Annotated in this window: 12 protein-coding genes, 1 CRISPR repeat array and 1 other annotated feature (1 of these 14 running past the window's edge); of the genes, 11 read left to right on the top strand and 1 reads right to left on the bottom strand. The window is 47.3% G+C overall.

The features are described 5' to 3' along the window. Positions 1–193 precede the first annotated feature (193 nt). The 11 genes from polA (at position 194) to KGF70_RS02170 (ending at position 11,922) form a co-directional block, all read left to right on the top strand. Positions 194–2,842: a DNA polymerase I gene (polA, locus tag KGF70_RS02220; protein WP_216767585.1), complete on the top strand. Its 2,649-nt coding sequence runs from the start codon at positions 194–196 to the stop codon at positions 2,840–2,842. Positions 2,843–2,853: 11 nt separating this feature from the next. Then, complete coding sequence (gene mutM / locus KGF70_RS02215; RefSeq protein ID WP_050338835.1) at positions 2,854–3,678, top strand: DNA-formamidopyrimidine glycosylase; 825 nt, start codon at positions 2,854–2,856, stop codon at positions 3,676–3,678. Between the two features lie 9 nt (positions 3,679–3,687). Further along, a complete protein-coding gene (coaE, locus tag KGF70_RS02210) occupies positions 3,688–4,281 on the top strand; it encodes a dephospho-CoA kinase (RefSeq protein ID WP_088769640.1) in 594 nt (197 codons plus the stop codon). Between the two features lie 39 nt (positions 4,282–4,320). Next, entirely contained in the window at positions 4,321–4,836 is a 516-nt protein-coding gene (gene nrdR, locus KGF70_RS02205; protein ID WP_216767584.1) for a transcriptional regulator NrdR, read from the top strand. Positions 4,837–4,857: 21 nt separating this feature from the next. Beyond that, complete coding sequence (locus KGF70_RS02200) at positions 4,858–6,294, top strand: replication initiation and membrane attachment family protein (protein WP_216767583.1); 1,437 nt, start codon at positions 4,858–4,860, stop codon at positions 6,292–6,294. Between the two features lie 3 nt (positions 6,295–6,297). Then, positions 6,298–7,233 carry a primosomal protein DnaI gene (gene dnaI / locus KGF70_RS02195; RefSeq protein WP_050338832.1) on the top strand — a complete coding sequence of 312 codons (936 nt, stop codon included), beginning with the start codon at positions 6,298–6,300 and terminating at the stop codon, positions 7,231–7,233. A 332-nt stretch (positions 7,234–7,565) separates the two neighbouring features. Beyond that, positions 7,566–9,530 carry a threonine--tRNA ligase gene (gene thrS / locus KGF70_RS02190; RefSeq protein WP_056952390.1) on the top strand — a complete coding sequence of 655 codons (1,965 nt, stop codon included), beginning with the start codon at positions 7,566–7,568 and terminating at the stop codon, positions 9,528–9,530. 73 nt (positions 9,531–9,603) lie between these two features. Further along, positions 9,604–9,727 (top strand) — a sequence feature (ribosomal protein L20 leader region). 23 nt (positions 9,728–9,750) lie between these two features. After that, complete coding sequence (infC, locus tag KGF70_RS02185; protein ID WP_031267356.1) at positions 9,751–10,272, top strand: translation initiation factor IF-3; 522 nt, start codon at positions 9,751–9,753, stop codon at positions 10,270–10,272. 21 nt (positions 10,273–10,293) lie between these two features. Further along, complete coding sequence (gene rpmI / locus KGF70_RS02180; RefSeq protein ID WP_003638526.1) at positions 10,294–10,488, top strand: 50S ribosomal protein L35; 195 nt, start codon at positions 10,294–10,296, stop codon at positions 10,486–10,488. A 36-nt stretch (positions 10,489–10,524) separates the two neighbouring features. Next, positions 10,525–10,881, top strand: a complete 357-nt coding sequence (gene rplT, locus KGF70_RS02175) for a 50S ribosomal protein L20 (RefSeq protein ID WP_003638527.1) — start codon at positions 10,525–10,527, stop codon at positions 10,879–10,881. Between the two features lie 291 nt (positions 10,882–11,172). Then, a complete protein-coding gene (locus tag KGF70_RS02170) occupies positions 11,173–11,922 on the top strand; it encodes an aspartate/glutamate racemase family protein (RefSeq protein WP_122210914.1) in 750 nt (249 codons plus the stop codon). 301 nt (positions 11,923–12,223) lie between these two features. Here the strand turns inward: KGF70_RS02170 and KGF70_RS02165 are convergent, their stop codons facing one another. Beyond that, complete coding sequence (locus tag KGF70_RS02165; RefSeq protein WP_105923726.1) at positions 12,224–12,637, bottom strand: NUDIX hydrolase; 414 nt, start codon at positions 12,635–12,637, stop codon at positions 12,224–12,226. A 28-nt stretch (positions 12,638–12,665) separates the two neighbouring features. Then, positions 12,666–14,901: direct repeats of the CRISPR family, unit length 28 nt; unit sequence GGATCACCCCCGCATACGCGGGGAACAG; it runs 111 nt beyond the window's last position.

Here is a 14,901-nt window from a genome sequence, read left to right as displayed (position 1 = left end):
ATCTATGATTTACCGGGTTTTCAGTGGGCCGAACTCCCGTTTTAGGTGATTGTTTGGTACAATTATAAGGGTAAACCACTTGTTAGTGGACCACATACCGGTCGCAAAATCAGTTTGATGCAAAATGACTGATAACACTGATGAGCATTGCATGATATCGATAACTTAAAATTAAGAGACGGGGAGCAAACCAATGGCAAAAAAATTATTACTGATTGATGGTAACAGTGTGGCGTTTCGGGCGTTCTTTGCCTTGCATAACCAACTGGAACGGTTCGTAAATCCGGATGGCTTGCATACAAACGCTATTTATGGCTTTAATACCATGCTTGACCACATGATCAAGGCCGTGGACCCCACCGATATGCTGGTGGCTTTTGATGCGGGTAAGACCACGTTTAGAACCGCCATGTATGATAATTATAAGGGGGGCCGCGCCAAGACCCCAAGTGAGTTCTCTGAGCAGATGCCATATATTAAGCAATTATTAGACGCTTATGGCATTAAACATTATGAATTAAAAGATTATGAAGCCGATGATATTATCGGGACGCTGGCTGGGCAGGCTGATCAAGCGGGCTATACGACGACGATCGTTACTGGTGATCGTGATTTGACCCAGTTAACGACGGAACGGACGACGGTGGCAGTGACCGTTAAAGGGGTTTCAGAAGTTGAACGCTACACCCCAGAACACGTTACAGAAAAATTAGGCATCACGCCGGCACAAATCATTGATATGAAGGGGCTAACGGGTGATACTTCAGATAATTATCCTGGTGTGACCAAGGTCGGCGAGAAGACAGCGCTGAAATTGCTGAAACAATACGGGTCGATGGAAGGTATCTATGAAAACATCGATGCGATGAAGGCCAGCAAGATGAAGGAACATCTGATTGAGGACCGCGAACAGGCGGCTCAAGCCAAGGTGCTCGCAACCATCAAGCGGGATGCACCGATTGAGGTTCAGTTGTCAGATTTGACCTATAATGGCCCTGATTTGGACCAGTTGGCCGCGTTCTATCAAACGATGGATTTTCAGTCATTTTTGAAGAAGTTGCATCTGCAATCTGACGAACCAGCGACACCAATCGAATACACTGTTTTGACCAAAGACAATTTGGATGAATTACAACAATTCACGACCAATGTCGACTTCTATCTTGAAATGCCGACACCAAACTACCACACCTCCGCCTTCGCTGGTTTTGCGATTGGTGCGGATGGTCATTGGTGTATTAGTCGTGATGTTGAATTGTTGATGCAACCCGCAGTCAGCGAGCTTTTGACTAGCGATACGCTGACCAAGGACGTTTTTGATATGAAACGAACGATGGTTGGGCTGAACCGTTTGGGCATCCAGCTTGGTAAGGTCGATTTCGACCTATTACTCGTTTCATATTTACTAGACACCAATGATAACAGCAACGACCTTGGTAGTCTGGCGGAACAACACGGCTACACTGACTTGCCAAGTGACGAGACCGTCTACGGCAAGGGTGTCAAACGTGCGATTCCAGAGGATGATGACGTGTTCTTCAGTCATTTGGCACGAAAATTAGCGGCAATTGCTGATTTGAAATCACGCTTGTTGAAAGAACTCGCGGATAATGAGCAGGCCCAACTCTACGATGATATCGAAAAACCAATGGCGACGGTGCTCGCTCAGATGGAAATTGCCGGCATTACCGTTGATAGCAGTCGCTTGAAGGCGATGGGTAGTCAGTTTACGGAACGCCTGAGTGAGATCGAACAGACCATCTATCAAGAAGCCGGTGAAGAGTTCAATATCAATTCACCCAAGCAATTGGGCCACATTTTATTTGAAGAAATGAAGTTACCAGTCATTAAAAAGACGAAGACCGGTTACTCGACCGCCGTCGACGTGTTGGAAAAATTAGCACCAGAAGCACCAATCGTCGCGAATATCTTGCAGTATCGTCAAATTTCAAAGATTCAATCAACCTACGTGGTGGGCTTGCTGGATGCCATTCATTCCACGGACCAAAAAGTGCACACGCGTTATCTTCAAACGTTGACGCAAACAGGCCGCTTGTCCTCAGTTGACCCGAACTTGCAAAATATTCCTGTTCGGCTCGAAGAAGGGCGTAAGATTCGGCAAGCGTTCGTTCCAAGTCATGACGGTTGGCAGATTTTTTCATCTGATTATTCGCAAATTGAATTGCGGGTGCTCGCCCATATTACCGGTGATGAGAACATGCAAGCGGCCTTTAAGGAAGGCGACGACATTCATGCCGCCACGGCGATGCGAATCTTTAATTTGAAATCTGCTGAAGACGTGACACCTAATATTCGTCGGCAAGCCAAAGCGGTCAACTTCGGTATCGTTTACGGCATCAGTGACTATGGCTTGTCACAAAATATTGGTATCAGTCGTAAGCAAGCGCGCAGCTTTATTGACGCTTACTTCAAGGAATATCCAGGTGTCAAGCAGTACATGGATGATATTGTCAAATCGGCAAAGGAACAAGGCTACGTTGAGACAATTTCTCATCGTCGTCGCTATTTGCCAGACATTAATTCGAAGAGTTTCAACCAACGCTCGTTTGCCGAACGGACGGCCATGAACACGCCAATTCAAGGTAGTGCGGCCGATATTATCAAAATTGCGATGATCAAGATGCAAGCCGAGTTGAAAAAAGCTGGTTTGAAAGCAACCATGCTTTTACAAGTTCATGATGAATTGATTTTTGAAGCACCAAAGGAAGAGATTCCAGTTTTAGAAAAATTAGTACCAAGCGTGATGGATTCCGCCGTGAAGTTAGCCGTACCGTTGAAGGTCGAGAGTCACTACGGTGATACTTGGTACGATGCAAAATAGGGGGAACCACCATGCCTGAATTACCAGAAGTTGAAACGGTTCGTCGTGGATTGAATCGGCTCGTTAAAGGTGCCACGATCGCTGATATTGACGTCTATTGGCCCAAAATCATCAATAATGACGTGGCTTTATTCAAACAACGGCTGATCAATCAGACGATTCAAACCATTGACCGGCGTGGCAAATATTTATTGTTCCGATTTAGTAACGGTTTAACGATGGTGTCACACCTACGCATGGAAGGTAAGTACAACGTCGTTCCGCGTGGTGAAGCGCGCGATAAGCATACGCACGTCGTCTTTCATTTAACGGATGACCGGGACTTGCTGTATAACGATACCCGTAAATTTGGGCGGATGACGTTGGTGCCGACTGGTGAGGAACTATCGGTGGCTGGACTACGCACAATTGGCCCGGAGCCGGTCGCTGACCAACTGACCTTGGCTTATCTGACTGCGACGCTTGAACATTCCAAGAAAATGATCAAGCCGCTCTTACTGGACCAGAGTAAGATTGCGGGCATCGGCAATATTTATGCGGATGAAACGTTGTGGATGAGCAAGATTCATCCGATGCGGCCAGCTAATTCGCTGACAGCCGATGAAATTGCAACGTTGCGCGACAATATTATTACCGAAATGGCATTAGCCATCAAAGGACACGGAACGACGGTACACTCGTTCTCAACGGCGTTTGGTGAGGCCGGTCAATTTCAGAATCACTTGCACGTCTATGGTCGTGAAGGTGAACCTTGTGAGCGGTGTGGTACGATGATTGAGAAAATCAAGGTCGCGCAGCGTGGGACACATTTCTGTCCCCTTGAACAACGATTGTAGGTGACCACCGTGACGAAATTAATCGGGTTGACCGGTGGGATTGCGACTGGAAAATCCACCGTTTCTAAGTTATTAGCGCAGTATTTACCTATCGTGGATGCTGACAAAATCGCCTGGGCGGTCGAAGGACCAGGACAACCCACGACGCAGAAAATCGCTGCTAAGTTTGGGCCGGACGCATTATTGGCGGATGGTTCACTCAATCGGCCATGGCTCGGCCAGTTAGTTTTTAATGATTCGGCCGCCTTGCAGGATTTGACGGCCATTACCAGTTTGCCGATTCAATATGCGATGTTTGAAGCCATCGTCGCGGCAGGCCAGTCGAATCCAACGGCGATTATTCTAGACGTGCCGTTACTCTATGAGAGTGGCTGGCAGAATGTCTGTGACCAGGTTGTCGTCGTGACTGCACCACCGGCCATCGTACTAAAACGCTTGATGGCGCGCAACCAGCTGTCAAAGCAAGCGGCCCAGGCACGAATTGCGAGTCAGCTGCCATTGGCTCAAAAGGCCGCGTGGGCGGACGTGGTGATTGATAACGGTTCAACCGTTGATAAAACTGAAGCCGCCGTGTTAAAATGGCTAGAAACTATGACTGTTTAATAAAAATAATTGTGACTTGTTACAAGGGGTGTGAAAGCTATGCAATGTCCACATTGTCATCATAATGGCTCCCGTGTGGTTGACAGTCGACCGACTGATGACGGTCGCGTCATCCGGCGTCGGCGGGAATGCGAAAACTGTGGTTTCCGATTTACGACGTTTGAACGGGTCGAAGCGACCCCGTTATTAGTGATCAAGAAAAATGGTGCCCGTGAAGAATTCAATCGTGAGAAGGTCTTACGAGGGATTATTCGCTCCGCCGAAAAACGCCCAGTCAGCATGGAAACCATGACTGGGGTCGTTGATGATGTTGAAAATAAAGTCCGGTCACTGGGTGAAAATGAAATTTCCAGCCAAGTGATCGGTGAGTACGTGATGGAACAGCTCGCGGATATTGATGAAATTTCTTATATTCGTTTCGCTAGTGTTTATCGCCAATTCAAGGATATGCACGTCTTCTTGAACGAACTCCAAGATATGATGGAACGTGACAAGGTCAAGTTGGCGAAACCGTCAGTGAAGACCGAGCACGCGCCAAAACGTAAAAAAGATTAGGTCAAAAGAATGGTGAACAAGATGCCAAATGAAGAACCATTGACGCCCAAATCAGGACTGGTGGTCCCACAAGCCCCAGCGTTGAGCGCCGCCCAGCAAGCAGTCTTAGCGGAGCTGTATTTACCGTTGATCGGGCCACTGGCATATAGTTTGTATGCCGCGCTGCGAAGCTTACAAAGCAGTGAAAACGAACTGAGTAATCGTCGTAGTCATGCGGAATTGCTAGGAATTTTGAACGCAGATTTACCGACCGTATTGGCAGCACGTCGTAAACTAGAGGCGACGGGGCTGTTACGGAGTTATTACCAACAAGATGAGCTCGGCACTTTGTATATTTATCGCTTGCAGGCACCGCAACTAGCCTTACAATTCTTTGCAGATGACCTGTTAAGCGTTTTGCTGCTCGATACTGTTGGGGAATTACGCTACCAACAGCTGGCTAGTGATTTTGCCACGCAACCGGTGGATCTGACGGCGGCGAAGGACGTGACGGCTAATATCCTCGAGGTATTTCACGTTGATGGTCATAAAGTCACGACCACGCCACGCCCTGTCCAGCAGGTGCGGGCACAGCTGGCTGCCAATGAACCGGCTGAAGATCAATCACCAGTACTCAGTGATGATGACTTCGATTGGCAATTATTAGGTCAAATCTTGAAGCAAAACTACGTTGACTTGAAACAAGTGGCTAGTTCGCGCCAACTTATCGTTACGGAAAGTCGGGTTTATGGCATCAGTGAGATTGAGATGGCCAAGCTGATCAGTGAAGTTGCCAGTTTGACGACTGGACAATTTGACGAGAACCAGTTGAAACTATTGATCGCACGCCGGTATGAGCGGCCAACCACGCCAACTCGGACGACGACAAATGAAGCAACGACCGATCAGTCGACTAAACCAACCACTACGGCGGCCAATTCTAGTAAGGCAACCCGGCAGCCAGCTTCAACGGCACAACTTTCTAAGGCGGAACAGCAACTGGTCGATGTTGCGAAGCAGGCCGTGCCGTACGATTTTTTGGCGGCGGTGAAGGCAGAAAAGCACGGCTTTGTGACAAGTGGTGAAAATCGGCTGGTCCATGACTTGATCAGTAGGGGCGTGTTACCGAATTCGGTCATCAACATCGTCATTTATTACTTGCTCCAAAACCGGGAGTTGGCTGCGCTCAATCGAAGTTTGATCGAGACGGTCGCCAATGACTGGCAACAACATGGCGTCAACACGCCAGAAGCGGCGCTGGCCTACTTGAAGCAACGTCAGCGGCCGAAGACCTCGACACCGCGGCGTAAGTCGAATGCCCGGCCAACCCGCAAAGAAGTGATGCCGAAGTGGGCCCAGAAACAACAAGCCGGCGAAGCTCAGCCGGACAAGCCCAACAAGCAACTGTCGGAAGAACAACGTCAGCAATTAGCGGCACGACTCGCCAAGCTCGAGACAAATTCAGAAAAGGAGGACTAAAGCATGGAGAATATCTCAGAAACACTCCGGACGTTAATGAATCGCAAAAACTTGAATCATCGCTATGAGGCGTTAATGACGACCGTGTATCATGATCCAGATGTTCGTCAGTTTTTAGCCGCTCACCAGGATGAATTATCTGCGGATGCTTTGGAACGCTCTGGTGCCAAATTATATGAATTTTGCGAAGAAAAACGCAAGCTCGCCCGGCATGAACCGACGCAGGCACCGGGCTATCAGCCGACATTGGTGATGAGTAATCATCTGATCGACATTGCTTATCAACCAACGCCGCAATTACAAGAACAACAGGCAGCCCGAGCGCTACAACAACGAGTCCGGTCGATCAGCATGCCCAAAAGCATTCAAACGGCCGATTTAAAGTCGTATGATCAAGACGGCGACCGCGCGACGGCACTGGTGGCAGCGCTGGACTTTATTGATGCTTACACGCAAGCCCCGAAACGGTTTCATCGCGGTCTTTACCTGTATGGGTCGTTTGGCGTCGGCAAGACCTATCTGCTCGGTGGGATGGCGAATGAACTGGCCGCCCGCGGCTTCAATACGACATTGATTCATTTTCCAAGCTTTGCGGTCGAAATGAAGCGGTCCATCAGCAACAATACGTCTGCCGATAAGGTCGATGCGATTAAACGGGCGCCAATTTTGATGATCGATGATATTGGCGCAGACGCGTCGTCCACTTGGATTCGCGATGATGTGCTTGGGGTGATTTTAGAGTACCGGATGCAAGAAGAGTTACCAACCTGTTTTTCATCGAACTTTTCAATGCAAGAATTACAGGACGGTTACTTAACGATTTCGCAAAAGGGTGATGAGGAACCAGTCAAAGCCCAGCGAATCATGCAACGGGTGCGCTACCTCTCCAGTGAGATCGAAATGGTCGGTCGCAATCGGCGCTTGAATCCAGATGGTTAAAATCAAGAGTTGACTTTTAAGTTAAAAGTGGTTTAATGAAAACAGATGCAAAAGACACGCTTCGTTTATCATGGCTCACAGAGACCAAGACCTTGTTCTGGAAGTCTTGGACCGGATTTATGAAGATACCACTTTTGTGAACATGCTCAATTGAGCCGGAACGCTTCCGTTATTAGCGCTAATGAGTCAGTGTCCTTTGTGATACTGAAAAATCGGGTGGAACCACGTCAATGACGTCCCTAATGCTAGTTCAGTCTGGCATTAGGGACTTTTTTGTCGTCCCGGCGCGGTGTTTTGGTGAGTGGGTAAATTTTAAGGAGAGTGTCAAGTATATGGCAAGTATTAATGTTAAGTTCCCAGATGGTGCTGTAAAGCAATTTGATGCCGGCGTAACGACGGAAGCAATTGCTAAGTCAATTAGTCCTTCATTGGCTAAACGGTCGGTTGCTGGTAAGTTCAACGATCAGATCGTGGACTACCGCCAACCACTGACAACCGATGGTAGTATCGAAATTATCGCTGCTGATAGCGAAGACGGCCTGAATGTCTTACGGCAAACGGCTGCCCAAGTATTGGCTAACGCGGTCAAGCAACTCTTCCCAAGTATTCATTTTGGGAGTGGTGAAGGGAATGCCAACGGTTTCTTCTTTGATACCGACAACCCAGACGAAGATGGTAAGCAAGTAAGCGAAGATGATTTGGAAGCAATCAGTGATAAGATGGCTGCAATCATCAAGCAAGACTTACCAATCGAACGCGAAGTTTTGTCGAAGGCGGATGCGCTTGCATTAGTTGGCGACAATCCTTACCAACAAGACTTAGTTAACGAACGGGCTGCCGAAAACGATGGTCAAGTCGTGGTTTACAAGCAGGGCGATTTCGTTGATTTATCAGATGGTGCCCAATTAGCCTCAACTGGTAAAGTCAAAGTCTTCAAGCTATTGTCCGTTGCCGGTGCATACTGGCAAGGTAAGTCTAGCAATCCAATGTTACAACGGATCTACGGGACGGCTTTCTTGAAGCAAAAAGACTTGGATGCTGACTTAAAGCGGCGTCAAGAAGCACGTGAACGCGATCACCGGGTCATTGGTAACGAATTAGACTTATTCTTCGTTGATCCTAAGGTCGGCAACGGGTTACCTTACTGGATGCCAAATGGTGCCACGATTCGTCGTCAAATCGAACGTTACATCATCGACAAGGAAGTTGCTAACGGCTACCAACACGTTTACACACCAGTGCTTGCTAACTTAGATGTTTACAAGCAATCTGGTCACTGGGACCACTACCGTGAGGACATGTTCCCACCAATGGACATGGGTGACGGCGAACAATTGGAATTACGGCCAATGAACTGCCCATCACATATTCAAATTTACAACCATCACATTCGCTCATACCGTGAATTACCATTGCGGATCGCCGAACTTGGGATGATGCACCGTTACGAAAAATCCGGGGCCTTGACTGGGTTATCACGGGTTCGTGAAATGACCTTGAACGATGGTCATACATTCGTTGCGTTGGATCAAATCGAGGAAGAATTCAAGAAGATCTTGAGTTTGATGGTTGAAGTATACGAAGACTTCGATATTTCTGACTACCGCTTCCGTTTGAGCTATCGTGACCCTGAAAATACTGAAAAGTACTTCGATGACGATGCAATGTGGGAACGGAGCCAAAAGATGTTGAAATCTGCCATGGATGACATGGGCTTGGATTACTTCGAAGCTGAAGGGGAAGCCGCATTCTACGGTCCTAAGTTAGACGTTCAAACGAAGACGGCCCTTGGTGGTGAAGAAACCTTATCCACGATTCAATTGGACTTCTTGTTACCAGAACGCTTCGATTTGAAGTATGTCGGTGCTGATGGTGAAGAACACCGTCCAGTGATGATTCACCGTGGCTTAGTTTCAACGATGGAACGCTTCGTGGCTTACTTAACTGAAATGTACAAGGGTGCTTTCCCAACTTGGTTGGCTCCTAAGCAAGTTACCATCATTCCAGTTAACAACGGTGCACATGGCGCCTATGCTGAAACGGTTCGTCGTCGTTTAGCCGCTGAAGGCGTTCGGGTAAGTATTGATGACCGGAACGAAAAGATGGGTTACAAGATTCGTGAATCACAAACGAAGAAGGTCCCATACTTGTTAGTTGTCGGTGACCAAGAAGTTGCTAACGGTAGCGTTTCAGTTCGGAAGTACGGCGAAGAACGGACGGAATCCGAAGCTGTCGACATGTTCATCGGGGCAATCACGCAGGAAATCAAGCGTTACAGTCGTGGTGCTAGCAAATAATTAACGACTAATGACATCAATGTAGATTGATGGGTTGACAAGGGCGGTCGTTCTTGTTAATATATTGGAGTTGAGAAAAAAGCAGAAGCACCCGCTTCTCGCCTTGGTAACCAGAGTTATCGGGCAGATGAACGATGAATTGATTCCCATTAACGGGGTTGAGCGGGCGTATTATGCGCCCGCTCTTTTTGTGAATTTCTCTAAAATTTTTCGGAGGTGAATTACCATAGCTAAGGATTCAATGGTTAATGACGGCATCCGTGCTCGCGAAGTACGTTTGATCGCCAGTGATGGTGAACAATTAGGTGTCAAGTCACGACAAGAAGCAATGCAGATTGCTGAAGACGCTAGTTTAGACCTAGTATTGGTTGCGCCGAAAGCGAAGCCACCCGTTGCCAGAATTATGGATTATGGGAAGTACCGTTTCGAGCAACAAAAGAAGGAACGGGAAGCCCGTAAGAAGCAAAAAGTGGTCAGCATCAAGGAAGTCCGCTTGAGCCCAGCTATCGACACCAATGACTTTAACACGAAGCTGAAACATGCTGAAAAGTTCTTGTCAAAAGGTGACAAGGTTCGCGTCTCCATCCGGTTTAAGGGCCGTGCCATTACCCATAAGGATATTGGTCGCCAGGTCTTGAACCGAATGATCGAAGCCACTAAGGAATTTTCGACGGTCGAAGCCTATCCTAAGATGGACGGCCGGAGCATGTTCTTAGTGCTAGCACCAAAAACAGATAAGTAATTTCTAGGAGGATTATTGATTATGCCAAAACAAAAGACAAACCGCGCTGCTGCAAAGCGTTTCAAGGTAACTGCTAAGGGTAAGATTAAGAGCGCCAACGCTTTTACTAGTCATCGTTTCCATGGTAAGACTAAGAAACAACGTCGCCAATTACGTGGTACGGCTATTATCGAAAAGCCAATGGTCAAAACATACCACAAGTTATTACAAAAATAATTCACAACGTTTTAGTTAAATCTAGGAGGAAATAACATGGCTCGAGTAAAAGGTGGAACTGTAACACGCAAACGTCGCAAACGGATTTTAAAATTAGCTAAAGGTTACCGTGGTGCTAAGCACATCCAATTTAAGGTTGCTAAGGACCAAGTAATGAAGTCATACCAATACGCTTTCCGCGATCGTCGCCGGCGTAAGAGTGACTTCCGTCGTCTTTGGATTGCCCGGATCAACGCGGCAGCCCGGATCAACGACATCAGCTACAGCCAATTAATGCACGGTTTAAAGGTTGCTAACGTTGACGTTAACCGTAAAATGTTAGCTGACTTAGCCGTTAACGATGCGGATGCATTCAAGGCATTAGTTGACACTGCTAAAAAGGCACTTGCTTAATTTAAAACTTAATTAGGGCGTTGCTCTAATGTTGAAAGACCGTCATCCTGTGGGGTGGCGGTCTTTTTTTGAACAATGAATTTGGTACTGCCTGAAAGTGATAGATATTATTTATTAGTCATTAAGCTGGAATTTTCATGTGAGTGCACGTTTGATTTGCGAGACATAGTAAGCATAACGTATCAAGTCCAACATTGGTTGCAAATCAGTTGCTTCCGAATAGGGAATCGATGGATAATAATTAACAACTTAGGAATTGAAGGTCAGATAACAATTCATGGGGGTGCAGTTATGGAACAATGTTTTGGAATTATTGGCGGGATGGGCACGATGGCAACTGAGAGTTTTGTACATGCAGTGAATCAGCTGACCAACGCTCATTGTGACCAAGATTATCTGAACTATGTGGTGCTAAACGACGCTCAGATTCCAGACCGAACAGCATATATTTTGGATCATCATCGCGCTAGTCCATTGCCTGCGTTGAAGTCAGATGTACGACTACTCAATAGATTGGCTGTTCAATTTATAGTGATGACGTGCAATACGGCCCATTATTTCGTGCCTGAGCTAACTAAAATTTCACGTGTTCCAATTTTGAATATGCCTATGGTAGCGGTTAAAGCCGCAAGTCAGCAACACAGTGACTTGCCGTTAAGAATTGGTATCCTGGCAACGACCGGAACGATACAATCTCATCTTTATCAGGACATCATCCATGCCAACGGACACGTTTCGGTCGTCCCAAGTGAAGCGGAGCAAGTTCAACTCATGGATTTGATTTATCACGATATTAAACAGCACAATTTTGTGGATCAAGCTAAGTTTCACGGGTTAATTGCGCAATTGCTAAACGTTGAACACTGTGACGCCGTTATCTTAGGGTGCACAGAGTTGTCTGTAGCACAAGCCACGAATCCCTTTATGTCTGAAAAAGTGATTGATGCTCAGCAGGAACTGGCTAAAGCTGCAGTATACCGCGCGCAATCGGTTAAGACCACGTTACTTTGGGAGCAACGTACACAGTCGGTGAATAAATGAGTGGGGTGTGTTAGGCTGTCTAATAAAAATAAGCAGCATACTTACTGTGTATCTCGCAGTAGGTATGCTGTTTTGCGTGCATATTTGGATTGTGTGAAATGATCTGACTGATTCAGTATGCTCAGAATCACTATTTATATGTGGAGAATCGTTTTTAAAACGATTGGAGTTCGTTAATTATTGCTCGATCGCGTGACTGTTGATGCAAAAATAATCGCTAGTGATGCTACACGTCAGTAACGCTACAAATTCTTTCTTTGCACTTTCAAGCGTAAAGGTCACGCGGTACAGTTCTCATTATCTATAGAAACTGTAACAAGACTTTCTCTAAATATGGTATGACTTTTCTTTTACTCAAAATTTGCCGTGAATTTACAAAAACAAATTCAGAATGTTCTTCTCGATTTAGATAAATTTTCTGATCAGCTGATATCTCATGTGCCAGATAAACTAATCTTGTAAACACGTGATTTTTGTCCTTATCAAGGACTGAATCTTCCCAGATAATTCTGCTAATTTTTACCTTTAACCCAGTTTCTTCCATACATTCCCGAATTGCTGTTTCTCTTGGAATCTCATTATTGATGGCTAAACCACCAGGAATATCCCAGTATCCAGGGTATACATTTTTATTGCCGTATTCTTTTCGGGTACGCTGTAAAATCAAAAATCCTCGATTGGTTGGTATTAAAACATGCGCTATAATTTCAACCATTATCCTTGCCCTCCTAAAAACTGTATAAAAATCACCCCCGTATGCACGGGGAATAGACTAGCGTAGAAATTTCAGTTAGTCACATTGGAGGATCACCCCCGTATGCACGGGGAATAGAATGGAATTTCGTCGCGGTTGTACCAATTCATAGGATCACCCCCGTATGCGCGGGGAACAGTCATCTAAAACGGATAGATAGTATAACTGGTCGGGATCACCCCCGCATACGCGGGGAACAGGTCACGCCAATATTCGTTAGTGCACGAATTATAGGATCACCCCCGCATACGCGGGGAACAGCAACTACTCAAAAGGACAGTACATTTGCAACTAGGATCACCCCCGCATACGCGGGGAACAGGCGTGAGTGTTAGTAATAATGACGCTGTTAACGGGATCACCCCCGCATACGCGGGGAACAGCGACCGCATAATCCCTAAGCGTTTGCATTGCTAGGATCACCCCCGCATACGCGGGGAACAGAATCGGATAACCAATACCCTCGTCAGCGTCATAGGATCACCCCCGCATACGCGGGGAACAGTTGAAATTCTCGTAAAACTATATGATGTCATTAGGATCACCCCCGCATACGCGGGGAACAGGCTGAATTACGAAACAGCAAATTGGCTATTTTAGGATCACCCCCGCATACGCGGGGAACAGTTCATCGTTTTTCCGTGGATTATTCGCATATGGGGATCACCCCCGCATACGCGGGGAACAGCATAGTAAAGAAAGGTTAGGTACAGTTATGAAAGGATCACCCCCGCATACGCGGGGAACAGTTTCAACTTATCAAACACAGACGGCTAGTCAGAGGATCACCCCCGCATACGCGGGGAACAGAAGTTACAAGCCCGGTTATCCATCGGGTCACTAGGATCACCCCCGCATACGCGGGGAACAGAATGGATATACACGGTTAACTGCGTTTAACCTGGGATCACCCCCGCATACGCGGGGAACAGACGTGTCTACAACCAGTGGTAGCTCGTCTTTAAGGATCACCCCCGCATACGCGGGGAACAGCCTGATAAATCAAATTAGCCTGCTTGTGTTTGGGGATCACCCCCGCATACGCGGGGAACAGGCGACTTGTTGTGAGATTACCTTAGCTGATTGAGGATCACCCCCGCATACGCGGGGAACAGTGGCGATCGACTATGTCTCCCGACAAATACCTAGGATCACCCCCGCATACGCGGGGAACAGCGTGTCGCATTGGCAGAAAATGGTTATATTGTAGGATCACCCCCGCATACGCGGGGAACAGGAAATATTATTCATTATTTTCTTCCTTCCTATAGGATCACCCCCGCATACGCGGGGAACAGATGGAACACAGCCGGCTCTACCCCATCTGTTTAGGATCACCCCCGCATACGCGGGGAACAGCAGCATTAGTAGCGTCGTTTGCGGCTATGATTGGGATCACCCCCGCATACGCGGGGAACAGTGGCAGTTGCTTGATCCCAACCAAGTCCTATTAGGATCACCCCCGCATACGCGGGGAACAGCTCATTGAGCGGTCTAAAATATCTTTAGCTGCGGGATCACCCCCGCATACGCGGGGAACAGGGCAATTAGAACATACGACATCTTACTTGATAGGGATCACCCCCGCATACGCGGGGAACAGTCGTCTAATTCTCCAATGTGTAGGTCACTTAAGGGATCACCCCCGCATACGCGGGGAACAGTTTACCGATTTTTTGCATAGCTCCGCCAATTCGGGATCACCCCCGCATACGCGGGGAACAGACAGATTCCATAAGTTACCAACAGAACAGAGTGGGATCACCCCCGCATACGCGGGGAACAGACTTCGTAATCAGCGGCATTTCCATGTTTGATGGGATCACCCCCGCATACGCGGGGAACAGTGATGCCAACAAGGCTGCCCAACTAGGCATCAAGGATCACCCCCGCATACGCGGGGAACAGTTAACACCGTTCATTCTAGTCGTTTTAGGCTTGGGATCACCCCCGCATACGCGGGGAACAGCTGTTGAGGGCACCGCTAGAACAGAGCCGGTTAGGATCACCCCCGCATACGCGGGGAACAGCTTTGCTGATAATCGTAAAGTTTAAACATACTAGGATCACCCCCGCATACGCGGGGAACAGTTTACGAATAGCTGAGATTGGATAATCAAATTCAGGATCACCCCCGCATACGCGGGGAACAGCATGCTTAGCTACTAACTGCAATGCGTACTTAAGGATCACCCCCGCATACGCGGGGAACAGGTAGGGACTTA

It is taken from the genome of Lactiplantibacillus sp. 7.2.4 (assembly GCF_018991185.1).
Classification (GTDB): Bacteria; Bacillota; Bacilli; order Lactobacillales; family Lactobacillaceae; genus Lactiplantibacillus; species Lactiplantibacillus pentosus.
The sequence above is the reverse complement of the archived record's forward strand: the minus strand, read 5'-3'. Positions and strand labels throughout refer to the sequence as shown.